Annotated in this window: 24 protein-coding genes; 13 read left to right on the top strand and 11 right to left on the bottom strand. The window is 61.2% G+C overall.

Going from position 1 to position 23,454, the window contains the following annotated elements; genetic code table 11:
* Positions 1-38: 38 nt before the first annotated feature.
* On the top strand, positions 39-731 hold the full coding sequence (gene ung / locus HX815_RS16145; protein WP_003212020.1) for a uracil-DNA glycosylase: 693 nt from the start codon (positions 39-41) through the stop codon (positions 729-731).
* 68 nt (positions 732-799) lie between these two features.
* Here the strand turns inward: ung and HX815_RS16140 are convergent, their stop codons facing one another.
* From HX815_RS16140 to HX815_RS16120, 5 genes are all read right to left on the bottom strand, one after another.
* Positions 800-1,837: an AbrB family transcriptional regulator gene (locus tag HX815_RS16140; RefSeq protein WP_003212018.1), complete on the bottom strand. Its 1,038-nt coding sequence runs from the start codon at positions 1,835-1,837 to the stop codon at positions 800-802.
* Positions 1,830-3,344 (bottom strand): tripartite tricarboxylate transporter permease, encoded by a 1,515-nt coding sequence (locus HX815_RS16135; protein WP_003212016.1) that lies wholly within the window; start codon positions 3,342-3,344, stop codon positions 1,830-1,832. The genes HX815_RS16140 and HX815_RS16135 overlap by 8 nt, the downstream gene beginning before the upstream one ends.
* Before the next feature lies 1 nt (position 3,345).
* Entirely contained in the window at positions 3,346-3,804 is a 459-nt protein-coding gene (locus HX815_RS16130) for a tripartite tricarboxylate transporter TctB family protein (RefSeq protein ID WP_008437838.1), read from the bottom strand.
* Between the two features lie 130 nt (positions 3,805-3,934).
* Positions 3,935-4,921: a tripartite tricarboxylate transporter substrate binding protein gene (locus HX815_RS16125; protein WP_166742143.1), complete on the bottom strand. Its 987-nt coding sequence runs from the start codon at positions 4,919-4,921 to the stop codon at positions 3,935-3,937.
* 28 nt (positions 4,922-4,949) lie between these two features.
* Positions 4,950-6,230, bottom strand: a complete 1,281-nt coding sequence (locus tag HX815_RS16120) for an OprD family porin (RefSeq protein WP_008437839.1) — start codon at positions 6,228-6,230, stop codon at positions 4,950-4,952.
* Positions 6,231-6,466: 236 nt separating this feature from the next.
* Between HX815_RS16120 and HX815_RS16115 the strand changes: the two genes are divergently transcribed.
* Positions 6,467-7,138, top strand: a complete 672-nt coding sequence (locus tag HX815_RS16115; protein ID WP_003212008.1) for a response regulator — start codon at positions 6,467-6,469, stop codon at positions 7,136-7,138.
* Positions 7,131-8,516 carry a sensor histidine kinase gene (locus HX815_RS16110; protein WP_003212006.1) on the top strand — a complete coding sequence of 462 codons (1,386 nt, stop codon included), beginning with the start codon at positions 7,131-7,133 and terminating at the stop codon, positions 8,514-8,516. Before HX815_RS16115 ends, HX815_RS16110 begins: the two co-directional genes overlap by 8 nt.
* On the opposite strand, the gene HX815_RS16105 is transcribed toward HX815_RS16110, so the two are convergent.
* Together HX815_RS16105 and HX815_RS16100 are read right to left on the bottom strand one after the other, a co-directional pair.
* A complete protein-coding gene (locus HX815_RS16105) occupies positions 8,517-9,338 on the bottom strand; it encodes an HDOD domain-containing protein (RefSeq protein ID WP_003212004.1) in 822 nt (273 codons plus the stop codon).
* Positions 9,339-9,374: 36 nt separating this feature from the next.
* Complete coding sequence (locus HX815_RS16100) at positions 9,375-10,316, bottom strand: folate-binding protein YgfZ (protein WP_177028563.1); 942 nt, start codon at positions 10,314-10,316, stop codon at positions 9,375-9,377.
* Between the two features lie 139 nt (positions 10,317-10,455).
* Between HX815_RS16100 and HX815_RS16095 the strand changes: the two genes are divergently transcribed.
* On the top strand, positions 10,456-10,710 hold the full coding sequence (locus tag HX815_RS16095; protein WP_003212000.1) for a succinate dehydrogenase assembly factor 2: 255 nt from the start codon (positions 10,456-10,458) through the stop codon (positions 10,708-10,710).
* A complete protein-coding gene (locus tag HX815_RS16090; RefSeq protein WP_177028562.1) occupies positions 10,694-11,146 on the top strand; it encodes a protein YgfX in 453 nt (150 codons plus the stop codon). The genes HX815_RS16095 and HX815_RS16090 overlap by 17 nt, the downstream gene beginning before the upstream one ends.
* Here HX815_RS16090 and nadB read toward each other — a convergent pair.
* A complete protein-coding gene (nadB, locus tag HX815_RS16085; protein WP_003211997.1) occupies positions 11,115-12,731 on the bottom strand; it encodes an L-aspartate oxidase in 1,617 nt (538 codons plus the stop codon). The two genes, HX815_RS16090 and nadB, sit on opposite strands and share 32 nt — an antisense overlap.
* Positions 12,732-13,198: 467 nt before the next feature.
* Between nadB and rpoE the strand changes: the two genes are divergently transcribed.
* The 4 genes from rpoE to HX815_RS16065 all read left to right on the top strand — a co-directional run bounded on the left by rpoE (position 13,199) and on the right by HX815_RS16065 (position 17,055).
* Positions 13,199-13,780 (top strand): RNA polymerase sigma factor RpoE, encoded by a 582-nt coding sequence (gene rpoE / locus HX815_RS16080; RefSeq protein ID WP_003172477.1) that lies wholly within the window; start codon positions 13,199-13,201, stop codon positions 13,778-13,780.
* Positions 13,781-13,811: 31 nt separating this feature from the next.
* On the top strand, positions 13,812-14,399 hold the full coding sequence (locus HX815_RS16075) for a sigma-E factor negative regulatory protein (protein ID WP_003172479.1): 588 nt from the start codon (positions 13,812-13,814) through the stop codon (positions 14,397-14,399).
* Positions 14,400-14,415: 16 nt separating this feature from the next.
* Entirely contained in the window at positions 14,416-15,372 is a 957-nt protein-coding gene (locus HX815_RS16070; RefSeq protein WP_003211995.1) for a MucB/RseB C-terminal domain-containing protein, read from the top strand.
* Between the two features lie 243 nt (positions 15,373-15,615).
* Entirely contained in the window at positions 15,616-17,055 is a 1,440-nt protein-coding gene (locus tag HX815_RS16065) for a DegQ family serine endoprotease (protein ID WP_003211993.1), read from the top strand.
* A gap of 67 nt (positions 17,056-17,122) precedes the next feature.
* Here HX815_RS16065 and HX815_RS16060 read toward each other — a convergent pair whose 3' ends face one another.
* Entirely contained in the window at positions 17,123-18,556 is a 1,434-nt protein-coding gene (locus HX815_RS16060; protein WP_177028561.1) for a M48 family metalloprotease, read from the bottom strand.
* A 95-nt stretch (positions 18,557-18,651) separates the two neighbouring features.
* On the opposite strand from HX815_RS16060, the gene HX815_RS16055 reads away from it, so the two are divergent.
* Both HX815_RS16055 and HX815_RS16050 read left to right on the top strand, forming a co-directional pair.
* Entirely contained in the window at positions 18,652-18,891 is a 240-nt protein-coding gene (locus HX815_RS16055) for a sulfurtransferase TusA family protein (RefSeq protein WP_003211989.1), read from the top strand.
* A 40-nt stretch (positions 18,892-18,931) separates the two neighbouring features.
* Positions 18,932-20,002, top strand: coding sequence for an AI-2E family transporter (locus tag HX815_RS16050; protein WP_003211986.1), 1,071 nt, complete (start codon positions 18,932-18,934; stop codon positions 20,000-20,002).
* A gap of 133 nt (positions 20,003-20,135) precedes the next feature.
* Here the strand turns inward: HX815_RS16050 and HX815_RS16045 are convergent, their stop codons facing one another.
* A complete protein-coding gene (locus HX815_RS16045) occupies positions 20,136-20,609 on the bottom strand; it encodes a peroxiredoxin (RefSeq protein WP_003211984.1) in 474 nt (157 codons plus the stop codon).
* 10 nt (positions 20,610-20,619) lie between these two features.
* Positions 20,620-21,180, bottom strand: a complete 561-nt coding sequence (locus HX815_RS16040) for a glycine cleavage system protein R (RefSeq protein WP_003172487.1) — start codon at positions 21,178-21,180, stop codon at positions 20,620-20,622.
* A 261-nt stretch (positions 21,181-21,441) separates the two neighbouring features.
* Here HX815_RS16040 and dapA point away from each other — a divergent pair, with 261 nt between their 5' ends.
* Positions 21,442-22,320 (top strand): 4-hydroxy-tetrahydrodipicolinate synthase, encoded by an 879-nt coding sequence (gene dapA, locus HX815_RS16035; RefSeq protein ID WP_003211981.1) that lies wholly within the window; start codon positions 21,442-21,444, stop codon positions 22,318-22,320.
* Positions 22,321-22,337: 17 nt separating this feature from the next.
* Positions 22,338-23,453 (top strand): outer membrane protein assembly factor BamC, encoded by a 1,116-nt coding sequence (gene bamC / locus HX815_RS16030; RefSeq protein WP_177028560.1) that lies wholly within the window; start codon positions 22,338-22,340, stop codon positions 23,451-23,453.
* Position 23,454: the final 1 nt, after the last annotated feature.

Below are 23,454 nucleotides of genomic sequence, written 5' to 3'. Positions count from 1 at the left end.
TAGGGTTCGCCTCATTCTTTTGACTAGACAGCGTAACCATGACCACCGACGACCGTATCAAACTCGAACCCAGCTGGAAACACGCCCTGCGTGACGAGTTCGACCAGCCGTACATGGCCCAGTTGCGGGAATTCCTGCGCCAGGAGCACGCGGCAGGCAAGGAGATCTACCCACCCGGCCCGATGATCTTCAACGCACTCAACTCAACGCCCCTGGACAAGGTCAAGGTGGTGATCCTCGGCCAGGACCCGTATCACGGCCCGGGCCAGGCCCACGGCTTGTGCTTCTCGGTGCAACCGGGCGTGCCGGCACCGCCGTCGCTGGTCAATATCTACAAAGAACTCAAGCGTGACCTGAACATCGACATTCCCAACCACGGCTACCTGCAAAGCTGGGCCGACCAGGGCGTGCTGATGATCAACACCACCATGACCGTGGAGCGCGCGAATGCCAACGCCCATGCGGGCAAGGGCTGGCAGTTCTTTACCGATCGGATTATTGAAGTGGTGAGCGAGCATCAGCCGCACTTGGTGTTCTTGCTGTGGGGCGCCCATGCGCAGGGCAAGCAGAAGCTGATCGACGCCACCAAGCACCTGGTGCTGACGTCGGTGCATCCGTCGCCGTTGTCGGCCTATAGAGGGTTTATTGGCTGCGGGCATTTCAGCCGCACCAACAAGTTTCTTGAGCAGAATGGCGAGACGCCGATCGAGTGGCGATTGCCGCCGGTTTGACATAGCTCCAATGTAGGAGCTGTCTCGCTAAAGCTCGACAGCTCCCACAATTGAACGTCTCTTGGGCTTCAGATTTTGTCTGGCTGCCGGTTCCAGTGCCGAAACAACGGCTCCGCCAGAAACAGCACAAACAACAAACGCATCACCTGCATCGCCGTCACCAACGGCACCGACAGTTGCAGGGTTTCCGCCGTCAGGCTCATTTCCGCAATTCCGCCTGGCATCATGCCCAGTGTCAGCGAACGCAGGTCCAGATGTGTGAGTGCACTCAAGCCCACAGCCGCCAGCGTCGCAATCAACATGGTCAACGCCGTTCCGATCAACGTACGTCCCATGAACAACGGCGCGCGCCGGAAGAACTGCCGGTTGAAGTGGCAACCCAGGCCGCTGCCGATCAGCCACTGGCCGATCTGGCTGCCGCCGTCGGGCAGCCCGATGTGCAAGTCCCAGGTAATGCTGGCGGCGGCACTGACCAGCAGCGGCCCGAACAGCCAGGGGTTTGGCTGACGCAAGCGTTGCCAGCCCCAGGCCACCAGGGCGCCGACGGGAAACAGCAGCGCCAGCCAGGTCCAATCCACCGTCGCCGGATGAAACTGCGGGGCACCTTCCCCCAGCAAATACTTGAACGCCGCCGGCACACAGAGCACCACCACCAATACCCGCAAACTCTGGCCCGCCGCGACGCGGCTGAGCACTGCGCCGTTGCGTGCGCCGAGGTTGACCATCTCCCCCGACCCACCCGGCATGCTCGAGAAAAACGCTGTGGCACGGTCTTCACCGCTGCGGCGCATCAACCACACGCCCACAATGCTGGAGAGGCTGGTGACCAGCGCGCCGAAGAAGATCAGGCCGAAGTGGCTCATCACCTGCTCGATCACCACCGGGGTGAAGTGCAGGCCGATGCCGATGCCCACCACCCATTGGCCGCATTTGCGGCCGCCGGGAATTTCCGCGAGCTGCCAGGGTGTCAGGCAGCGCACCAGGATGATCGCCAGCAACGAGCCGACCATGTACGGCAGTGGCCAGCCGATCTGGCTGGCGAGATACCCGCCCAGCAGACCGACCAGCGGTGTTGCCCACCAGTTTCTGAACGTGGCCTCAGACATCGGCCACGGCACGACGCTGCAGGGAACGCTTGCGCCAGATGCGCAGGAGCGGGAACAACAGCATCAAGGCCGTCAGTACCCACACGCCGAAGGTGATCGGGCTCGACCAGAGGATCTGCAATTCGCCGTTGGAAATCGACAGCGCACGACGCAGGTTCTGCTCCATCAACCCGCCGAGGATAAAGCCCAGCAGCACCGGCGAGAGCGGGAAATCCAGCTTGCGCAGGATGTAGCCGAAGATGCCGATGCCGACCATCAGGAACAGGTCGAAGGTGGTGGCGTGAACCGCGTACACACCGATCGCAGTGATGATGGCGATCACCGGCACCAGTGCCCAGTTCGGCACGGCAAGGATGCGGGTGAAGATGCGGATCATCGGGATGTTGAGGATCACCAGCATGATGTTGGCGATAAACAACGAGGCGATCAGGCCCCAGACGATGTCCGGTTGCTGTTGGAACAGCAGCGGGCCGGGGGTGATGTTGTACAGCGACAGGGCGCCGATCATCACCGCCGTGGTGCCCGAGCCGGGTACGCCGAGGGTCAGCATCGGCACCAGGGCGCCGCAGGCGGAAGCGCCGATCGCGGTTTCCGGAGCCGCCAGGCCGCGCATGTCGCCCTGGCCGAATTTACCGCTGGCACCGGCCAGGCGTTTTTCGGTCATGTAGGCCACGGCCGAGGCCAGTGTGGCACCCGCGCCCGGCAAGACACCCATGATGAAACCCAGCAGGCCGCAGCGAATATTCACGACGAATACCGCGGAAGCTTCCTTCAGGTTGAACATCATGCGTCCGGTGGCTTTCACGGCTTCCTGGCCACGGTGGGTTTTTTCCAGCAGCAACAGGATCTCGCTGATGGAGAACAGGCCCAATACAAGCACCACGAACTGGATGCCGTCGGTCAGGTGGATGTTATCGCCGGTGAAGCGGTATACGCCGCTGTTGGCATCGATACCCACTGCTGACAGAAACAGGCCGATCAATGCCGCGACAAAGGTCTTCAGCGGCTTGTCACCGGCCATGCCGCCCAGGCAGACGATGGCAAACACCATCAGTACGAAATATTCCGCCGGGCCGAAGGCAATCGCCCATTTGGCCAGCAGCGGGGCGAACAGCACCATGCCGCAGGTGGCGATAAACGCACCGATGAACGAACTCCACGCCGACAGCGACAACGCCACGCCCGCCAGGCCTTTGCGAGCCATCGGGTAGCCGTCGAGGGTGGTCATCACGGTGGAAGCTTCACCCGGGATGTTCAACAGGATCGAGCTGATGCGCCCGCCGTATTCGCAGCCCAGGTACACGGCCGCCAACAGGATCAAGGCCGACTCAGGCGGCAGCCCCAGGGCAAATGCGATGGGGATCAACAGCGCTACGCCGTTGATCGGCCCAAGGCCCGGCAACAGGCCGACCACGGTGCCGATCAAGGTGCCGCACAGTGCGGTGATCAGGTTGTAAGGGGTCAGTGCAACGCCGAAGCCCTGGCCCAAATAGCTGAACGTATCCATATCAGTTCTCCAGAACTTCAAGCAGGCCGAGCGGCAGCGGTACATCCATGGCCTTGTCGAACAGCAGGTAAAGACCGATGCTCATCAAGGTCACGATCACCACGCTGGGCATCCAGCGGCCGCCATACAGGCGCGCCATCGGAATGCCGATCAGCATGCTGCTGAGGATGAAACCCAAGGGTTCGAAGGTGCCGGCAAACACCAGCAGCAACCCGACGCAGATGCCGATCTTGATCAGGGTCTGGCGGTCCAGCGCGGGCTCTTCTTCTGTGTGCTTGGTGGGCTGTGGACGAAACAGCATGTAGATCAGGCCCAGGCCCATCAGCCCGAGCATCAGCAGCGGGTAGGCCCGAGGCCCTACCGGCTCGTAGGAAAACGACGCCTGATATGGCCAGGCCATCAGTGCGAGGCCGGCACAGACCAGCAACATCACTGAGGCGAAAATGCGTTGTAAGAGCATGGGAAACTCCTTGGAGACTCTTGTAGGCGCGAGCTTGCTCACGAAGAACGCCAGGACGTCGCGTTTATACAGGCAGCACGCGTCATCGTTGAAGTTTTTCGCGAGCAAGCCCGCTCCCACAGAGGGGCGATTACTGGATCAGGCCGAACTCTTTGGCCAGCACTTTGTAGTCAGCCACCTGTTTCTTCACGTAGGTGTCCAGCTCCGGGCCGGTCATGGCGAACGGGAACAGCTCGCGCTGGTCACGCAGCTTGGCGAACTCTTCGGAAGCCAGCAGTTTGTCGAAGGCGTCTTTCCACCAGGCATAGTCTTCGTCGCTGACTTTTGGCCCGAGGTAGAAGCCACGCACCACCGGCCAGACGATGTCGTAGCCTTGTTCCTTGGCGGTCGGGATGTTCTTCATTTCCGGCTCGTCCAGGCGTTCGTCGGAGAACACCGCCAGCAGGCGCATGTCACCACTGAGGATGTGCGGCATGGAGTCGGAGATGTCGGTACTGCCTACCTGGATATGGCCGCCGAGCAGGGCGGTGGCGATCTCGCCGCCGCCTTCCAGTGCCACGTAACGCAGGTCACGCGGGTTGATGCCGGCGGCCTTGGCGATCAGGGCGGTTTGCATCCAGTCCTGGCTGCCGACGGTGCCGCCGGAACCGATGACCACGCTGCCCGGATCTTTCTTCAGGGCCTTGACCAGATCGTCGAGGTTTTTGTAGGGCGAATCGTTTTTCACCGCGATGGCGCCGTAGCTGGTGCCGACGGCCGCGAGCCAGCGCACGGCGCTTTCATCGAAGCGGCCAAATTTGCCCTGGGCCAGGTTCAACAGCGAGCCGCTGGACCACGCCACCAGCGTGCCAGCGTCGGCCGGACGCTGCGCCACGACGGCGTTGTAGGCCACCGCGCCCACGCCGCCGGGCATGTAGGTCACGCGCATCGGCTTGCTCAACAGTTTCTCGTTGACCAGCGCGCTCTGCGCCAGTTTGCAGGTCAGGTCGAAACCACCGCCAGGGGACGCCGGGGCGATGCACTCCGGGCGCTTGGGCTCGGCGGCCAGCAGTTGGCTGGCGAACAGCATGCAGCTGGCCGTCAGGGCAAATTTACGCAGTGAAAGGGTCATGTTCATCTCCATCATTGTTGTTATGAGGTTGCTGTTACCAGAGTGCGACGCTGTAGCTCACCAGCAGGCGCACTTCATCCGCATCACGGGCCGAATAGTTGGAACGGTAGGTGGCATTGCGCAGACGCACGGCCACGTCCTTGAACGTGCCGCTTTGCACCACGTAGCGGATCTCGCTGTTGCGTTCCCACTCCTTGCCGGTCTCGCCGTTCTTGAGCTTGATGTTGTCACCCGACAGGTAACGGCTCATGAAACTCAGGCCGGGAATCCCCAGCTTGGCGAAGTCGTAGTCGTAGCGGGCCTGCCAGGAGCGTTCTTCGGCGCCGGCAAAGTCGTTGATCTGCACGAAGTTGACAAGGTAAGGATCGCTACCGTCCACGTAGGGAAAGGCGCTGTCGCCGGACATGTGCTGGTAACCGGCGCTGAGCTTATGGCCATTGAGGGCATAGCTGAAGAGGCCGTTGAGGGAGGTGTTGTCGATCTTGCCGCCGCGCGCCGCGCCGGTGTCGTCACTGACGGCCAGGCGCAGGTCGGCGCCGAAGGTGCCGGGGCCCATCGGGCGCGAGGCCACGAGGCCGAGGAAATGCTGGCGGTACACGTCGTCGAGTTGGGCGAAGTGGTAGCTACCGGTGATCTTGTCGGCGAACTTGTAGTCCACGCCGCCGAAGTCGAAATGCTTGCCGGTGGCGCCGCTGAGGAAGCGGCTGTTTTTGTTGTTGAGGCCGATGTCTTCGTAGTTGGTGTCGTCGCGGTCCTTGGCCTTGTTCAGGCGGCCGCCGGTGAACACCAGGTTCTTGAATTCCCTGGAACTGAGCAGGCCGCCTTCAAACGTCTGCGGCAGGATGCGCCCGTCGTTGGGCTTGAGGATCGGCAATTCGGGGATCAGCGCGCCGATCTTCAGCTCGGTGGCGGAGATCTTCACTTTGCCGGTCAGGCCGAGTTTGGAATATTCGTTGGCGGCGCGGCCGTCGTCGTGGGTCGGCAACAGCCCGGTGCCGGTGCGGTCGGGGCTGGAGTCGAGCTTGACCCCGAGCATGCCCAGCGCATCCACGCCGAAGCCGACGGTACCGTCGGTATAGCCCGACTGCAGGTTGAGCATGAAGCCCTGGGCCCACTCGTCGCGCTTGGATTGTTGTGCGCTGGTGCCGTCGCGAAAGTCGCGGTTGAAGTACATGTTGCGGGTTTCGAGGGTGGCGGTGCTGTCCTCGAAAAAGGCGGCCTGGCCTGCGGGCGAAAAGCCGGCGAGGGCGGCGGCACTGGCAAGGGCGGTCTGGGTGATACGAGAAGAACGAGCAGGCGGCTGTGTGCGCAGCATCGTGGGTGTACTCCGTTATTGTTCTTATTTTGGCGAAAACGCTTCGAGGCGTTTTTCGGGCGCTATGGGTGAAATAGCTCGGCAGGCGAAACCCACCGTGGCTGGATGCTAAAGGGCGAAGCTTTCACTAACCTTTCAGTCGCCTTTCAATGTTTTCGGGCTTCACAGCGCAGGCCGCGCCTGTAAACTCCCCGGCAAAGCGTGGCGCCGACCACCCCCGAACGAGGTAAAAACCCATGCGTGTCCTTCTGGTCGAAGACCATCTGCAGCTAGCCGAAAGTGTCGCCCAGGCGCTCAAGAGCACGGGTTTGACCGTCGACGTGTTGCACGACGGAGTGGCGGCGGACCTGGCCTTGAGCAGCGAGGAATACGCGGTGGCGATTCTCGATGTGGGCCTGCCGCGCATGGACGGTTTTGAAGTGTTGGCGCGCCTGCGGGCCCGTGGAAAAAATCTGCCGGTGTTGATGTTGACCGCACGCAGCGATGTGAAGGACCGCGTGCATGGCCTCAACCTGGGCGCGGATGACTACCTGGCCAAGCCGTTCGAACTGACGGAGCTGGAAGCCCGGGTCAAGGCGCTGCTGCGCCGTAGCGTGCTGGGCGGTGAGCGGCAACAGGCGTGTGGCGTGCTGATTTACGACCTGGATACGCGGCGCTTCACCCTGGGTGGTGAACTGCTGACCCTGACCTCCCGCGAGCAGGCGGTGCTTGAGGCGCTGATCGCGCGCCCGGGCCGGGTCATGAGCAAGGAGCAACTGGCTTCCCAGGTGTTTGGCCTGGATGAAGAGGCCAGCCCCGATGCCATCGAAATCTACGTGCACCGCCTGCGCAAGAAACTCGATGGCCAGCCTGTGGCCATCGTCACTTTCCGTGGCCTGGGGTACCTGCTGGAAGCCCGCGATGCATAAGCCCAGCAGCCTGCGCTGGCGCCTGCTGTGGAACCTGGCGCTGTTGCTGGTGGTGTTGATGATTGCCAGCGGCTTGAGCGCTTACTGGAATGGGCGCGAGGCGGCGGACACGGCTTACGACCGCACGCTGTTGGCCTCGGCGCGGACCATTGCGGCCGGCCTGTCCCACCGCGACGGCACCTTGAGTGCCGATGTGCCCTACGTCGCCCTGGATACGTTCGCCTACGACAGCGCCGGGCGAATCTACTACCAGGTCAACGATATTCACCAGAAGCTGATTTCCGGCTACGAAAACCTGCCGGGCCCGCCGCCGGGCACTCCACGCACCGATGACTATCCGGCGCTGGCGCGCTTTTATAACGCCAGGTATCAGGGCCAGAACGTGAGAGTGGTCAGCCTGCTCAAGGCAGTCTCCGAGCCGAACATGAACGGCATGGCGGAAATCCGCGTGGCCGAAACCGACGAGGCGCGGGTGGCGATGGCGCGCAGCCTGATGGCCGATACCTTGCTGCGCCTGGGGATGCTGGCCATCGGTGCATTGTTGTTGGTGTTCTTTGCCGTGAGTGCGGCGCTGCGGCCGTTGGAGCGCTTGCGCACGGCCGTGGAAGAGCGTCAGCCCGATGACCTGCGGCCATTGCCGCTGGTGGAGGTGCAGCATGAATTGGGCCCGCTGGTACATGCGCTCAACCATTTCACCGAACGCCTGCGCGGGCAGTTCGAGCGCCAGGCACAGTTTATTGCCGATGCCGCCCATGAGCTGCGCACTCCGTTGGCAGCGCTCAAGGCACGCTTGGAGCTTGGCCTGCGTGCCGAAGATCCGGCTACCTGGCGCACCACCCTGGAAACCGCAGCCCAGGGCACTGATCGCCTGACTCACCTGGCCAATCAATTGCTCTCGCTGGCGCGCATCGAAAACGGCGCCCGGGCGATTGCCGAAGGCGGGGCCCAGTTGCTGGACCTGAGCCAGTTGGCTCGCGAGCTGGGCATGGCCATGGCGCCGCTGGCCCATGCGCGTGGCGTGGCCCTGGCGCTGGAGGCGGATGAACCGGTGTGGCTGCGGGGCGAGCCCACCTTGTTGAACGAGTTGTTGAGCAACCTGGTGGACAACGCCCTGGCCCACACGCCCCCGGGCGGCAACGTGATCTTGCGGGTCACGGCGCCGGCGGTACTTGAGGTGGAAGATGACGGCCCGGGCATCCCGCTGGATGAGCGGGACCGAGTGTTCGAGCGCTTCTATCGGCGCAGCCAGCAGGGCTTGGGGGCGGGCTTGGGGTTGGCGATTGTTGGCGAGATCTGCCGGGCACACCTGGCGCAGATCAGCTTGCATGACGGAGAGTTGGCTGGGTTGAAAGTGCGGGTCAGTTTTATCGCGGGGTAATCAGTAGAACATCGACCGTGCTTCATCCAGCTCGGCGCGCAAGGTGTCGCTGTAGGGGTCGAGTCGCAGCTTCTTGATCGCAGGTACCGTCAATATCGGCACGCTGGCCAGCGGGTGGTCAGTGTCGCGGTGGCAATACAACACGGCGACCTGCACCAGGTCGATATAGTCCAGGCGCTCGGAGTCGCGCTCAAGGTTCATGTACTGCGCCGGCAGGTTCACCAGCATTTCCGGGAAGTCCCAGCGCCGCAGCAGCTTGTCCCCCAGCAACGGGTGGATGCTTTCAATCACGTGATCGAGGCTGACCGGATCGGACAGCAGCTCATAGTGATCTTCGGCGAAGGTCAGGATCGGCAGCACGCCAATCTGGTGCACCAGCCCACCCAGCGCCGCCTGGTCAGGCTTCAACTGGCTGTGGTTGCGGCACAACGCATAGCTCACGCCGGCCACTTCCAGGCTGCGCCGCCAGACATCGCGCATCTTCTGTTCGACCACTTCGGAACGGGCGTGGAAGATCTGTTCCATCACCAGGCCGATCGCCAGGTTGCTGCTGTAGTTGGTGCCCAGGCGGGTGATGGCGGTGTGCAGGTCGGTGACTTCCTGGGTCGCGCGCAACAGCGGGCTGTTGACCACTTTGATCAGCCGTGCCGACAAGGCAGTGTCACGGCCGATCACTTTGCTCAGGTGGCTGATGCTGATGTCCGGGTCTTCGGCGGCCTGGCGAATGTTCAGGGCCACTTCCGGCAGCGTTGGCAGAACCAGGTCATCGTTATCGATGGCCACAACCAACGCCTGTTGGACTTTTTCCGCCAGCTTGTTCATTCAAGATCTCTAGGGTGTAGCAAAAAGGTACGACGATCAGCGCTGGATCTCGCGATCACGGTCCAGCTGGTAGGGCAGGTCGAGCAGCTGAAGGCCGGGGCCTTCCAGCGTGCCTACATGCACATCGCCACTCTCTGCTGCTTCGGCTTGCAGCACCGCTAGAAGTTCAATCGCCTGATCGGCACGGGCGGCAAGCACCACCTCGCCGATGGCGCTGTTGTGATTCGGGGAAAACAGTGGGGTGCCGGGCTCAGGCAGCTCGCCGGCACTCAGGCTCAGGCGATACAGGCGACGCTTGAGTTTGCCCAAATACTGCATGCGCGCGACGATTTCCTGGCCGGTGTAGCAGCCTTTCTTGAAGCTGACGCCGCCGACGGCTTGCAGGTTGAGCATCTGCGGGATGAACAGTTCGCGGGTCTGGGGCATGACCTGGCCGATACCGGCACGGATCTGGCCCAGCAGCCATTGGTTCAGTTCACCTTCGTTCAATTGTGCGGCGAGTTGGCTGTGCAGGGTTTGAGCTTGGGCGGCGGGGGCCCAGAGTTCGGCACGGCCCGGCGATACGCGGATGGCGATCAGGTCGTCGCTGCGCACCACGCTGTCGGTCTCGGCGGGTAGTTGGAGGCCGAGGCCGGCCAGTACCTGATCGGCATCCGACACACCGAAACGCGCCCAGGCAGCGCTTTCGTCGGTGAGTTTGGATTTGGAGAACACGGCGTACTTTTTCAGGTCCGCCAGTTGTGGCTCCAGCAGTTCGGTGGCCATGGCCAGCAACACGCCATCGCCTTGCAGCAGGATGCGGAAGCTCGACTGCATGCGCCCTTTCTGGGTGCAGCGCGCGCCCAGGCTGGCCTGGGTGTCACTCAGGTAGTTAAGGTTGCAGGTCAGTTGTCCCTGGAGGAACTTGGCAGCGTCGGAACCGCGGACGGCGAGAACGCCTTCGTGGGACAGGGGGCAGAAAAAAGCAGAGTCAGCCATGGGTCATCGCAGGTTAAAAAGTCATGAGTGCATCATAGAGGGGCGCCCGGCAAATGGATAGTTTCCGTATGGCCGACCAAAGCCGACTGTTCCAGGCAGCTTCGGCCTGTATACTTGCGCTCTATTTGAGGAGCGCTCCATGGTCGAAGATGTAGAACTCAATCGCCTCTACTGGCACAGCCGCCGCGGCATGCTTGAACTGGACGTGTTGCTGGTACCGTTCGTCAGGGAGGTCTATCCGCACCTCAACGACGTCGACCGCGACTGCTACCGCAAGCTGCTGGAATGCGAGGATCAGGACATGTTCGGCTGGTTCATGGAACGCGCCGAATCGGAAGACCCGGAGCTGCAGCGCATGGTTCGGATGATTCTGGATCGTGTCCAGCCCAAGTAATACGTTCGAATGCCGCTGGCACGCCTCCGGGCAGTTGCTGGCGGCTTATCTTTTCGCCCAGGCGTTCGCACTGGGTGCGCTGTGGTTTCTCGATGTGTCCCCGTGGTTCGGAGCCTTTGGCGCCTTGTTGTGCCTGGCCCATGCCGGTTGGGTATTGCCGCGTCATATCCTGCTGACTCACCGTTCGTCGATCCGTGGCCTGCGCCGCGACGAGGATGGCTGGCAGTTGTGGAGCGCCGCGCGTGGCTGGCACAGCGTGCAACTGCGCCCCGACAGCCTGGCGTTGCCGTTGATCGTGTTGCTGCGCTTTCGGGTGCAGGGTGACTGGCGAGTGCGTTCGATCTGCGTGCCACGGGATTCGCAGGCTACCGATGTGCATCGGCGCCTGCGGGTGCGCTTGAAGTTCAGCCGCCGTAGGTGGTTGGCACCAGAATAGTGTCGCGCGCTTCGGGCAGCATTTGCGGGTAGTCGAGGGTGTAATGCAATCCCCGGCTTTCCTTGCGCTCCATGGCCGAGCGGATCATCAGTTCCGCCACCTGGGCCAGGTTGCGCAGCTCGATCAGGTCGCGGCTGACTTTATAGTTGCTGTAGAACTCGTCGATCTCATCCAGCAACAGTCGAACCCGGTGCTGCGCCCGCGCCAGGCGCTTGTTGGTGCGCACGATGCCCACGTAGTCCCACATGAAGCGCCGCAACTCGTCCCAGTTGTGGGCGATGATCACGTCTTCGTCGGAATCGGTCACCTGGCTGGCGTCCCAGCGGGGCAGGGCGGCCGGCACCGGAATGCGCGGCAGCTGTTCAAGGATGTCGGCGGCGGCGGAGCGGGCGTACACGAAACACTCCAGCAACGAATTGCTGGCCATGCGGTTGGCGCCGTGCAGGCCGGTGAAGCTGGTTTCGCCAATGGCGTACAGGCCGGGCACGTCGGTGCGGCCGTTCTGGTCGACCATTACGCCGCCGCAGGTGTAGTGCGCCGCCGGGACAACCGGGATCGGGCCCTTGGTGATGTCGATGTTGAACGCCAGGCAGCGCTCGTAGACCGTCGGGAAATGGGTCTTGATGAAGGCTTCGGGCTTGTGGCTGATGTCCAGGTAGACGCAGTCGATGCCCAGGCGCTTCATTTCATGGTCAATGGCCCGGGCGACGATGTCCCGCGGGGCCAGTTCTGCTCGTGGGTCGAAGCGCTGCATGAAACGTTCGCCGTTGGGCAGCTTCAGGTGTGCGCCTTCGCCGCGCAGGGCTTCGGTGATCAGGAAGCTCTTGGCCTGCGGGTGATACAGGCAAGTGGGGTGGAACTGGTTGAATTCCAGGTTCGCCACCCGGCAGCCCGAACGCCAGGCCATGGCAATGCCGTCACCGCAGGCGCCGTCGGGGTTGCTGGTATAGAGGTAGACCTTCGCTGCGCCGCCCGAGGCGAGAATGGTGAAGCGCGCGCCGTAGGTGTCGACTTCGCCGCTGGCCCGGTTGAGCACGTAGGCGCCGAGGCAGCGTTCGCCCGGCAGGCCAAGGCGCTTTTCGGTGATCAGGTCGACGGCGACCCGCTGTTCCAGCAGTTCGATGTTGGGGCGTTGCCGGGCCTGGGCGAGCAGGGTCTTGAAGATCGCGGCGCCGGTGGCGTCGGCGGCATGGATGATCCGCCGATGGCTGTGGCCGCCTTCGCGGGTCAGGTGGAACTCGAAGCCGCCGTCGTCGGTGCCGGAATGTTCGTCGCGGGTGAAGGGCACGCCCTGGTCGATCAGCCACTGGATGGCTTCGCGGCTATGCTCGACGGTGAAGCGCACCGCTTCTTCATTGCACAGGCCGCCGCCGGCATTCAGGGTGTCTTCGACGTGGGATTGCACCGTGTCGGTGTCATCGAGCACCGCGGCGACACCGCCCTGGGCCCAGAACGTCGAGCCATTGGCGAGGTCGCCCTTGCTCAGTACGGCTATGCGCAGGTGGCCCGGCAGGGTCAGTGCAAGGCTCAAGCCCGCGGCGCCGCTGCCAATCACCAGGACATCGTGTTGAAACTGTTGGCTCATTTGAAGGATTCCGCAAAAAGCGATCCGTAGGGGGCGCAAACAGGACGCCTGGATCGGCGAATCAAAGGGTGACACGGCCCACTAGTATATAGAGGGGGGGAGCGGCACAATAGCCGGGCATTCGTGGCATTGTGAGACTACGGGCAACGAACTGCACGGCTTTCATGAAACGGACAGCGATTGGGATGGGAACTTTTTGCATAGGCCCCGACTCAATAGCAGGATGCCCGAAAGCTGGGAACACGCTGGATTTGCTGAGCCGCGTCTGTGTCAGGCGCGTCAGGAAACTGGCGACAGATTATTCGCGCAGCCGGCATTGCCCGCGCTGCGTTTTTCGTGTGTGCCAAATCAGTGCGCGCCGGAAACTTGCTTGGAGGGGGAGAACTTTTGCGAAAAGTCCGAGTCTATGTTTGCAAGCCTGATCGATTAGTTATGCAAGCCTCCTTCAAGTACAACGAGGAGTGTTCATGCTAACCCAGGAAGAGGATCAGCAGCTGGTCGAGCGCGTTCAACGCGGCGACAAGCGGGCATTTGATCTGCTAGTGCTGAAATACCAGCACAAAATTCTCGGGTTGATCGTGCGGTTTGTGCACGACACCCATGAAGCGCAGGACGTTGCACAGGAAGCCTTTATCAAGGCGTACCGTGCACTCGGTAATTTCCGCGGTGACAGTGCGTTTTACACGTGGCTGTATCGCATCGCCATTAACACGGCGAAGAACTATCTGGTTTCTCGCGGTCGCCGCCCGCCGGATAGTGATGTTAGTTCGGAAGATGCTGAATTTTATGATGGTGATCACGGCCTCAAGGATCTCGAGTCGCCGGAGCGTGCATTGCTGCGCGACGAGATCGAAGGAACCGTCCATCGCACTATTCAACAACTGCCAGAAGATTTGCGTACGGCGTTAACTTTACGTGAATTCGATGGTCTGAGTTACGAAGACATTGCGAGCGTCATGCAATGTCCGGTGGGTACCGTACGCTCCCGGATCTTCCGGGCTCGGGAAGCCATCGATAAAGCCCTGCAGCCGTTGTTGCAGGAAAACTGAGACAGCGGCGACAGCCAAGAGAGGAACCGCCATGAGTCGTGATGCCCTGCAGGAATCGCTGTCCGCAGTGATGGATAACGAAGCGGATGAACTGGAACTTCGTCGAGTGCTTAATGCATTTGATGATGCCGAAACCCGTGATACCTGGTCTCGTTACCAAGTCGCTCGGGCGGTGATGCACAAGGATCTTCTAATCCCTCGTCTGGATATTGCTGCGGCCGTTTCTGCTGCACTGGCTGATGAAGCCGTTCCGGCAAAAGCTGCTCGCGGTCCTTGGCGTAGCCTGGGCCGTCTGGCAGTCGCTGCTTCGGTGACCGTCGCTGTATTGGCAGGTGTTCGCCTGTACAACCAGGACGAAATCGCCGGTGCCGAACTGGCCCAGCAGACCCAGCAACCGGTCATGGCCGGCCCGCAGGTTAAGGGTCCAGCCGTACTGGCCGGCTACAAGGAAAGCTCCGATACCACCGGGCCTATGGCCAACGGTGTACTTCAAGGGCAATCCGGCTGGCAGGATCAGCGTCTTCCAGGCTACCTGCGCCAACACGCACAGGAATCGGCCTTGAAAGGCACTGAAAGCGCTCTGCCTTACGCTCGCGCTGCAAGCCTGGAAAACCGCTAGTCCGCCAAGGAGCTTTATGCGCGCCATACCGCTCCTTGCGCTTTTGCTCAGTGGCTGGTTTGCAGTCCCCGCCCATGCCGATGAAGCCCAAGACTGGCTGACGCGTCTTGGGCGGGCGGAGCAGCAGCAAAGCTTTCAGGGCACCTTCATCTACGAGCGTAACGGTAGTTTTTCTACCCATGACATCTGGCATCGTGTCCAGAATGGTCAGGTCCGTGAGCGGCTTTTGCAGCTCGATGGTTCTGCCCAGGAAGTCCTGCGCGTCGATGGCCGTACCCAATGCGTGAGCGGCACGCTGGTTGCCGGGCTTGGGGGCTCCCCCAATACCTCTGCGCGTACCCTTGATCCGCAAAAACTCAAAGCGTTCTACGATCTTGCCGTCATCGGCAAATCGCGCGTGGCCGGTCGGAATGCGGTGATCGTCTCCGTGACCCCCCGCGATCAATACCGTTATGGTTTTGAGCTGCATCTGGATCGTGAAACTGCGCTGCCATTGAAGTCATTGTTGCTTAACGACCAGGGCCAGTTGCTGGAGCGTTTCCAGTTCACCCAGCTCAATACATCGGTGCCTGACGATCGTGATTTGCAGCCCAGTGGCGAATGCACGCCGGTGGCGGTGACCAACGCCAAGGCCCCGGAGGTCGAGATCCCTCAGGATTGGCGCCTCGACTGGTTGCCACCAGGCTTTCAGCTGGTCAACAGCAGTGCCCATAAAGACTCCCACACCAAGGTAACCGTCAGCAGTCTGATGTATGACGATGGTCTGGCGCGTTTTTCGGTATTCCTGGAGCCGCTTAACGGTGCGACCGTAAACGAGACCCGCACCCAGTTGGGCCCGACAGTCGCCGTTTCACGGCGGTTGAATACCCTGGAAGGCGAGGTGATGGTGACCGTCGTCGGCGAGATCCCGATTGGCACCGCCGAGCGAATTGCGCTGTCACTACGCAGTGGCACCGTGCCCGCCAAGCCTTGAGTTGTTAATCCTATGTTCATCCTGATATTTCAATGTTGCGCAGGAGATAGTCGATGCCTGCCTCTGCCGAGAGCATGAAATGTCTGGATCATTTTTTTCACTTGCTAATATCCCCTATGTTTTTTATAGGTCAGGGCTTAACGGCCCTGGCCTTGTTTTGTTCGCGGAACAAAAATGTCGGTCGCAGTTTTCGGCGTTTATTGAACCCTGTCGCTCAACCCTGCTCGTCGTAACGGGAGCTGTATGTCGATACCACGTTTGAAGTCTTACCTATCCATAGTCGCCACGGTGCTGGTGCTGGGTCAGGCGGTTACCGCGCAAGCGGCCGAGCTGCCTGACTTCACCCAACTGGTGGAGCAGGCGTCGCCTGCCGTGGTGAACATCAGTACTACGCAGAAGCTGCCGGATCGTAAGGTCTCCAACCAGCAGATGCCCGACCTGGAAGGCCTGCCGCCGATGCTGCGGGAGTTCTTCGAACGCGGCATGCCCCAGCCGCGCACGCCGCGTGGCGGTGGTGGCGGCCAGCGTGAGGCCCAGTCCCTGGGCTCGGGCTTCATCATCTCGCCTGACGGCTACATCCTCACCAACAACCACGTGATTGCCGACGCCGACGAGATCCTGGTGCGCCTGGCGGACCGCAGTGAGCTGAAAGCCAAGCTGGTGGGCACCGACCCACGTTCCGACGTTGCCCTGCTGAAAATCGAAGGCAAGGACCTGCCGGTGCTGAAACTGGGCAAATCCCAGGACCTGAAAGCCGGCCAATGGGTCGTCGCCATCGGTTCGCCGTTTGGTTTTGACCATACTGTGACCCAGGGTATCGTCAGCGCCATCGGTCGCAGCCTGCCGAACGAAAACTACGTGCCGTTCATCCAGACCGACGTGCCGATCAACCCGGGCAACTCCGGCGGTCCGTTGTTCAACCTGGCGGGTGAAGTCGTTGGCATCAACTCGCAGATCTACACCCGCTCCGGTGGTTTCATGGGCGTTTCGTTCGCGATTCCGATCGACGTGGCCATGGACGTTTCGAACCAGCTGAAAACCGGTGGCAAAGTCAGCCGCGGCTGGCTGGGGGTGGTGATCCAGGAAGTGAACAAGGACCTGGCTGAATCCTTCGGTCTCGACAAGCCGGCCGGTGCCCTGGTCGCGCAGATCCAGGACGATGGCCCTGCTGCCAAAGGTGGCCTGCAAGTCGGTGACGTGATCCTGAGCATGAACGGCCAGCCGATCGTCATGTCTGCGGACTTGCCACACCTGGTGGGCGCGCTCAAGGCCGGCAGCAAGGCCAAGCTGGAAGTGATTCGTGACGGCAAGCGCCAGAACGTCGAACTGACCGTCGGTGCGATCCCGGAAGAAGGCGCGGCGCTGGATGCGCTGGGCAACAGCAAGCCAGGTGCCGAGCGCAGCAGCAATCGCCTGGGCATTGCTGTAGTCGAGTTGACCGACGAACAGAAAAAGAGCTTCGACCTCAAGAGCGGTGTAGTGATCAAGGAAGTCCAGGACGGTCCTGCCTCCCTGATCGGCCTGCAACCAGGTGATGTCATCACCCACCTGAACAACCAGGCTATCAACTCCACCAAAGAGTTCACCGACATCGCCAAGGCGCTGCCGAAGAACCGTTCGGTGTCGATGCGCGTCCTGCGTCAGGGGCGTGCCAGCTTCATTACCTTCAAACTGGCCGAGTAATCCGCTAGTCCAATAAAAAGCCCCGCTCTCGATGTTCGAGAGCGGGGCTTTTTTGTGGCTGAAAGGTTTAGCCCATCATGTCTTTGATCATGCGTTCCTGGTCGATCAGTTCACGCTGGCGTGCGTCGATACGTGACGAAAGCGGGAAGTTGCTGCCGGCGCGACGCTTGGCGAAATCCAATTGCTGGATGGCCTGCTTGAAATCTCCCACTAGCGCGAAGTACTCGGCCCGGGCCTGATGCAGGCCGATGATATTGCCCGACAAGCCACGTGTTTCCGCAACCTGGTACCAGACGTCCGGATCGTCTGGGCGAGACTTCAACAATCCTTCCAGGGCTTTTTCCGCGTCAGCGTTGCGGTTCTGCTTGAGCAGCAGATCCACACGAACCTGGTTCAGCGGATAGTTGCCTGGATATTGCGTCAACATTCGGTCCGTACGCTGTTGGGCATCCGGCAGGCGATTGTTGGTCATGTCCAGCTCGATCTGCGCCAGGTTGTAGGTGATGTCGTTGGGCGCCTTGGCCAGCAGCGGCTTGAGGTTTTCCCGGGCCAGGTTGAACTGGGCACCCTTGATCTGAGCGATGGTGAGGCCATAACGCGCGATATCGTTCTTCGGATTTTCATCCAGCTGGGCCTGGAAACGTTTGGCGGCCAGCCCCGGGGTGTCTTCGTAATACAGTTGCACTCGAGCACGGATCAGTTGATAGCGCAGGCTGTCCTCAATGCCACCCAGCTTGGCTTGCTCCGCACGGTTGCGGGTGTCGGCGATCCGCGATTCGGTTACCGGGTGAGTCAGCAGGAATTCAGGCGGCTTGGCATCGAAACGGTACTGGCGCATCAAGCGCTCGAACATGGTTGGCATGGACCGTGGGTCGTAGCCGGCTTTCTCCAGGTTGAGAATGCCGATGCGGTCAGCCTCTTGCTCGTTTTGCCGGGAAAAGCGCCGTTGCTCCTGGATCGCGGCGGCCTGGCTGCCGGCGATCGCGGCAATGCCCGCATCGCCTGCGCCAGCGGCGGCAGCGATGATGCCGCCGAGCAGCGCAGCCATCATCGGGATCTGCATGCGCTGCTGTGCTTCCACGCCTCGTGCGAAGTGACGTTGGGACAAGTGAGCCAATTCGTGGGCCAGTACCGAGGCATATTCGCCTTCGGTCTGGGCGTTGAGGAACAGGCCGCCGTTGACCCCGACGATGCCGCCCGGTGCGGCAAAGGCGTTCAACTGCGGGCTGTTGATCAGAATGAATTCCAGGCGCCGGTCATTGACCTGGCTGGTTTCCACCAGCTTATAAACGCTGGATTCGACGTAATCCTTGAGCTGCGGGTCGTTGAGTTGCGAGACCTGGCCACGCAGGTAGGCCAGCCATGCCCGACCCAGATCGTATTCCTGTTTTGGCGAGACAATGGCAGAACTGGCGTCGCCAAGTGACGGCAGGTCGTCGGCGAAGCCTGGAGAGGCAAGCAGGCAAGCCAGCGTCAGCAGGGTAGGGCGCAAAAAAGTCATGCACAAAGCCTTTCGACAAAGAGCTTACTGTAGCCGGACACTGAGCTTCGGACCAGATATTCTAAGCGCCCTCGACGCCCACCCGGAGTTAGACCATGACCGACGCTGTAGCCTTCGATGCCGAACTGGATGCCAGTGGCCTTAACTGCCCGCTGCCGTTGCTCAAGGCCAAGCTGGAGCTCAATCGGCTGGCCAGCGGCGCGGTGCTCAAGGTGATCGCCACGGACGCTGGCTCCCAGCGGGACTTTCGTACGTTTGCCAAGCTGGCCGGCCACACCCTGCTGCATGAAGAAGACGAAGCGGGCGTCTATCGTTACTGGTTGCGCAAGGCCTGAATCGCTTGAATATGCTGTCCTTATCGCCTGAGGTTTATTGATGTTCAAAGTGTTACGTGACTGGATTCAGCGCTACTTCTCCGACGAAGAAGCCGTGGTGCTGGCCGTCCTGCTGTTTCTTGCCTTTACGGCCGTGCTCACTTTGGGCGGCATGCTGGCGCCGGTACTGGCGGGGATGGTTCTGGCGTACCTGATGCAAGGCCTGGTCTCCATCCTGGAGCGTCTGCGCTTGCCGGGTGGGGCAGCGGTGGGTCTAGTGTTTGCCTTGTTCATGGGGCTGTTGCTGGTATTTATCGTGATCGTGGTGCCTTTGCTGTGGCACCAGTTGATCACCTTGTTCAACGAGCTACCGGGCATGCTCGCCAAGTGGCAGTCATTGCTGCTGCTGTTGCCTGAGCGCTATCCGCACCTGGTGTCGGACGAGCAGGTCCTGCAGGCCATTGAGGTGGCTCGCGGCGAAATCGGAAAGTTCGGACAATGGGCGCTGACCTTTTCCCTTTCGAGCTTGCCGCTGCTGGTCAACATCATGATCTACCTGGTACTGGTGCCGATCCTGGTGTTTTTCTTCCTCAAGGACCGCGAGATGATCGGTCGCTGGGTGCGTGGCTATCTGCCCCGTGAGCGTGCGCTGATTACTCGGGTCGCCGAGGAAATGAACCGGCAGATTGCCAACTACATCCGCGGCAAGGTTATCGAGATTTTTATCTGCGGTGGCGTCACTTACATCGGTTTTGTCGCGCTGGGGCTTAACTACGCTGCCCTGTTGGCGCTGCTGGTGGGTGTTTCGGTGGTGGTGCCATACGTTGGCGCGGTGGTGGTGACGGTGCCGGTGATGTTGATCGCGCTGTTCCAGTGGGGCTGGAGTGATCAGTTCATCTACCTGATGGCGGTGTACGGCATCATCCAGGTGCTGGACGGCAACGTGCTGGTGCCGCTGCTGTTCTCCGAGGCGGTGAACCTGCATCCGGTGGCGATCATCTGTGCGGTGTTGTTGTTTGGCGGGTTGTGGGGCTTCTGGGGGGTGTTCTTTGCGATTCCCCTGGCGACGCTGTTCAAGGCAGTGCTGGATGCCTGGCCTCGGCAGGAGCCGGTGGTGGCGCCGTTACTCTGATATTTGTGGTGCCGGTGCAGGGCCTCATCGCGGGCAAGCCCGGCTCCCACATTGACTGAGTTGTCCTGTCGAACAATGATCACAGGTGGGAGCTGGCTTGGCTGCGATAGCTATTTCAAAGCCAGCAGGTGAATCAAGCCTGGTTCAGCGCCTGCGCCGCTTCGAGCACTGCATCCACATGGCCTGGCACTTTCACACCGCGCCATTCCTGACGCAGTACGCCATTCTTGTCGATCAGGAAGGTGCTGCGATCAACACCCAGGTATTCCTTGCCATACAGCTTCTTCAGCTTGATCACATCAAACAGCTGGCAAACCGCTTCGTCCTTGTCGCTGATCAGCTCAAAGGGGAATTCCTGCTTTGCCTTGAAGTTCTCGTGGGACTTCACGCTGTCCCGGGACACGCCAAACACCTCGGTGTTGGCCGCCTTGAACGCAGCATGCTGGTCACGGAAGCCCTGGCCTTCAGTGGTGCAGCCCGGGGTGCTGTCTTTCGGGTAGAAGTAGATCACCACTTGCTTGCCCTTGAGCCCGGCGAGGCTGAAGGTTTGCCCGCTGGTGGCCTGGGCTTCGAAGTCGGCTACCGGTTGGTCGATCACTACAGACATGAAGACTTCCTTACATAGGGTTCTGTGGGCGCCAAGGCTCGATCAGTGCGTCGAGGTTCAGGGCATCGGCGAAATCCAGGAACTGGTCGCGCAGCCAACTGATCTGCACGCCGGCCGGCAAGGTCACGGTAAAGGTCGCGTTGAGCATGGTGCCGCCGGTCTGCGGAGCCTGATAGGTGTCGCAGGTCAGGTTTTCCAGCTCGACGTTGTGGTCGATAAAGAACTGGCACAGCTCGTTGACGATGTCCGAGCGGTAGGCCGAACTGACATAGGCCACGTAGGGCAGGGCCTGTGGACGGTTTTCCAGGGCGGCGCTGCGCACCACGTTGACCGTGAAGTCATGCTTCTTCGCCAAACCCGGTAAACCGGTTTCAAGGCGGGCCAGGGCATCCCAGGTCCCGGAAATCTGCAGGACCAGCGCACTGCACTCGCCATGGCGGGTCAGGCGGGAGGTCACGACGGCGCAGCGGTTTTCATGGCTGGCGCGGCACAGGACGTTAGTCAGCTCCATGGGGTTGGCGCCGAGGGCACTGATGACAAGGAATTGTTCGCGGACTGTGGGGGTGGACATGCAGCCTTCCTAAAGCGATGAGCGGTCGATACGATGCAAGCGGTATCAATCAAAGGATGAAGGGTAGCGAAAACCATCGCCAAGGGCTAGGAGGTGGCGTTTTCATTACGTAATCAGCTTCATCAAACCCCGCTTTGGCAGAATGATGGCGCTGCCGCGAACTAAGTTGATCCAGAACGCATCCTCAGGCGGTACTTCGCTTGTACAAGCATCTTGGCGCCAGTACCATTACCGCTCTCTTTTTCCGGCAGGAGCGGTTGCATGATTGCGGGCAGTATGGTGGCACTGGTCACACCCATGGATGCACAAGGTAATCTCGACTGGGACAGCCTGGGCAAACTGGTGGACTTCCACCTGCAAGAGGGCACCAACGCCATCGTGGCGGTCGGCACCACAGGTGAATCGGCCACATTGGATGTGGAAGAACACATCGAAGTGATCGAGTTCGTGGTCAAGCGCGTTGCAGGGCGCATTGCTGTCATCGCCGGCACGGGCGCCAATTCGACCCGCGAAGCGATCGAATTGACCAGCAACGCCAAGAAAGCCGGCGCCGATGCCTGCCTGCTGGTGACGCCGTACTACAACAAGCCGACCCAGGAAGGCCTGTACCTGCACTTCCGCGCCGTTGCCGAAGCGGTCGATATCCCGCAGATCCTCTACAACGTACCCGGTCGCACCGCCTGCGACATGAAGGCCGAGACCGTGATCCGCCTGTCCACCGTACCGAACATCATCGGTATCAAGGAAGCCACCGGTGACCTGCAGCGCGCCAAGGACATCCTGGCCGGCGTCAGCAGCGACTTCCTGGTGTACTCCGGTGATGACGCCACGGCGGTCGAGCTGATCCTGCTGGGCGGCAAAGGCAACATCTCGGTGACTGCCAACGTTGCACCGCGCGCCATGAGCGAGCTGTGTGCCGCCGCCATCGCCGGTGATGCGGTCAAGGCCCGGGCGATCCACGAACAACTGGCACCGCTCAACAAAACCCTGTTTATCGAATCCAACCCTATCCCCGTGAAATGGGCGCTGCATGAGATGGGCCTGATGCCGGACGGTATCCGTCTGCCGCTCACCTGGCTCAGCGAAGCCTGTCACGAACCGCTGCGACAGGCCCTGCGCCAGTCCGGCGTCCTGGTTTAATTGAGGAAGCACTACGCATGAAGCGATTGGCCGGACTTTCCGCACTTGCCTTGATTATCTCCAGCACCAGTGGCTGCGGTTGGATCTGGGGCCCGGAAGGCTACTTCCGCGACCGCGGTAGCGATTACCTGGAAGCCCAACAAACCGCCCCGATGAAATTGCCGCCGGACGTCAATGTCGCCAAGCGCCTTGACCCGTTGCTGCCGATTCCGCGCAACGTGGCCGACGACACCTTCAAGGGTGAATACGAAGTGCCGCGTCCACAGCCGCTGTCGGCCGTGGCCGATGCCAGCGACTACAGCCTGCAGAAGAGCGGCGACACCCGTTGGGTCATGGCCCAGCGCCCACCTGCCGAAGTCTGGCCGGTGGCCGTGCAGTTCTTCCAGGACAACGGTTTCCGCCTTGACGAACAACGCCCGCAGACCGGTGAATTCACCACCGCGTGGCAGCACACCAGCGAACTGTCGGCATCCATGGCCAAGCGCCTGCAGGCCGGTGGTGTAGCCAATGACAGCGAAGCCCGCATCCGCGTGCGTATCGAGCCAGGCGTGCAACGCAACACCAGTGAAGTCTACGTAGTCAGCGCCGAGCGTCCTGCCGGCAGCACCGCCAACGTCGACTTCACCCCGCGCTCGGTCAACACCGGCGTGGACGCTGCCCTGGTCGACGAAATGCTCGCCAGCATGAGCCGTATTTCCGAGAAGGGCGGCTCCGTCTCCCTGCTCGCCGCCGGTAGCTTTGACACACCTAGCCGCGTCAGCCTCAGCGAAGACGGCAGCGGCAACGTGGTGCTCAACCTGGGTGAAGACCTGGACCGCGCCTGGTCGAGTGTCGGCCGCGCGCTGGAGCACGGCGAATGGCGCGTTGAAGACATCAACCGCAGCCTGGGCCTGTACTACATCAACCTGGCCGAAAAAGCCGAGAAGAAAGACGACGAGCCAGGTTTCTTCAGCAAGTTGTTCGGCAGCAAGCCGACCAAGGAAGAGATCGAGACCCGCGCCGAGCGTTACCAGGTTCGTTTGAGCAAGGTAGGCGAAAGCGTGCAAGTCACCGTCGAGAAAAACATCAACACCGTGGCGCCGGCAGAAGTGGCACGCAAAGTGTTGGGCGTGATTCAGGACAACCTGGGCTGAT

The organism is Pseudomonas sp. E6002 (assembly GCF_013385565.1).
GTDB lineage: Bacteria > Pseudomonadota > Gammaproteobacteria > Pseudomonadales > Pseudomonadaceae > Aquipseudomonas.
The sequence above is the reverse complement of the archived record's forward strand: the minus strand, read 5'-3'. Positions and strand labels throughout refer to the sequence as shown.

Excerpts from the sequence above, each read along its gene's own strand:
- HX815_RS16140 (WP_003212018.1), bottom strand. The coding sequence starts at position 1,837 with ATGTCTGAGGCCACGTTCAGAAACTGGTGGGCAACACCGCTGGTCGGT.
- HX815_RS16120 (WP_008437839.1), bottom strand. The coding sequence starts at position 6,230 with ATGCTGCGCACACAGCCGCCTGCTCGTTCTTCTCGTATCACCCAGACC.
- HX815_RS16105 (WP_003212004.1), bottom strand. The coding sequence starts at position 9,338 with ATGAACAAGCTGGCGGAAAAAGTCCAACAGGCGTTGGTTGTGGCCATC.
- rpoE (WP_003172477.1), top strand. The coding sequence starts at position 13,199 with ATGCTAACCCAGGAAGAGGATCAGCAGCTGGTCGAGCGCGTTCAACGC.
- HX815_RS16050 (WP_003211986.1), top strand. The coding sequence starts at position 18,932 with ATGTTCAAAGTGTTACGTGACTGGATTCAGCGCTACTTCTCCGACGAA.
- HX815_RS16115 (WP_003212008.1), top strand. The coding sequence starts at position 6,467 with ATGCGTGTCCTTCTGGTCGAAGACCATCTGCAGCTAGCCGAAAGTGTC.
- HX815_RS16135 (WP_003212016.1), bottom strand. The coding sequence starts at position 3,344 with ATGGATACGTTCAGCTATTTGGGCCAGGGCTTCGGCGTTGCACTGACC.
- HX815_RS16055 (WP_003211989.1), top strand. The coding sequence starts at position 18,652 with ATGACCGACGCTGTAGCCTTCGATGCCGAACTGGATGCCAGTGGCCTT.
- HX815_RS16070 (WP_003211995.1), top strand. The coding sequence starts at position 14,416 with ATGCGCGCCATACCGCTCCTTGCGCTTTTGCTCAGTGGCTGGTTTGCA.
- HX815_RS16125 (WP_166742143.1), bottom strand. The coding sequence starts at position 4,921 with ATGAACATGACCCTTTCACTGCGTAAATTTGCCCTGACGGCCAGCTGC.
- HX815_RS16045 (WP_003211984.1), bottom strand. The coding sequence starts at position 20,609 with ATGTCTGTAGTGATCGACCAACCGGTAGCCGACTTCGAAGCCCAGGCC.
- HX815_RS16100 (WP_177028563.1), bottom strand. The coding sequence starts at position 10,316 with ATGGCTGACTCTGCTTTTTTCTGCCCCCTGTCCCACGAAGGCGTTCTC.
- HX815_RS16040 (WP_003172487.1), bottom strand. The coding sequence starts at position 21,180 with ATGTCCACCCCCACAGTCCGCGAACAATTCCTTGTCATCAGTGCCCTC.
- HX815_RS16110 (WP_003212006.1), top strand. The coding sequence starts at position 7,131 with ATGCATAAGCCCAGCAGCCTGCGCTGGCGCCTGCTGTGGAACCTGGCG.
- bamC (WP_177028560.1), top strand. The coding sequence starts at position 22,338 with ATGAAGCGATTGGCCGGACTTTCCGCACTTGCCTTGATTATCTCCAGC.
- HX815_RS16065 (WP_003211993.1), top strand. The coding sequence starts at position 15,616 with ATGTCGATACCACGTTTGAAGTCTTACCTATCCATAGTCGCCACGGTG.
- HX815_RS16130 (WP_008437838.1), bottom strand. The coding sequence starts at position 3,804 with ATGCTCTTACAACGCATTTTCGCCTCAGTGATGTTGCTGGTCTGTGCC.
- ung (WP_003212020.1), top strand. The coding sequence starts at position 39 with ATGACCACCGACGACCGTATCAAACTCGAACCCAGCTGGAAACACGCC.
- HX815_RS16060 (WP_177028561.1), bottom strand. The coding sequence starts at position 18,556 with ATGACTTTTTTGCGCCCTACCCTGCTGACGCTGGCTTGCCTGCTTGCC.
- nadB (WP_003211997.1), bottom strand. The coding sequence starts at position 12,731 with ATGAGCCAACAGTTTCAACACGATGTCCTGGTGATTGGCAGCGGCGCC.
- dapA (WP_003211981.1), top strand. The coding sequence starts at position 21,442 with ATGATTGCGGGCAGTATGGTGGCACTGGTCACACCCATGGATGCACAA.
- HX815_RS16075 (WP_003172479.1), top strand. The coding sequence starts at position 13,812 with ATGAGTCGTGATGCCCTGCAGGAATCGCTGTCCGCAGTGATGGATAAC.
- HX815_RS16095 (WP_003212000.1), top strand. The coding sequence starts at position 10,456 with ATGGTCGAAGATGTAGAACTCAATCGCCTCTACTGGCACAGCCGCCGC.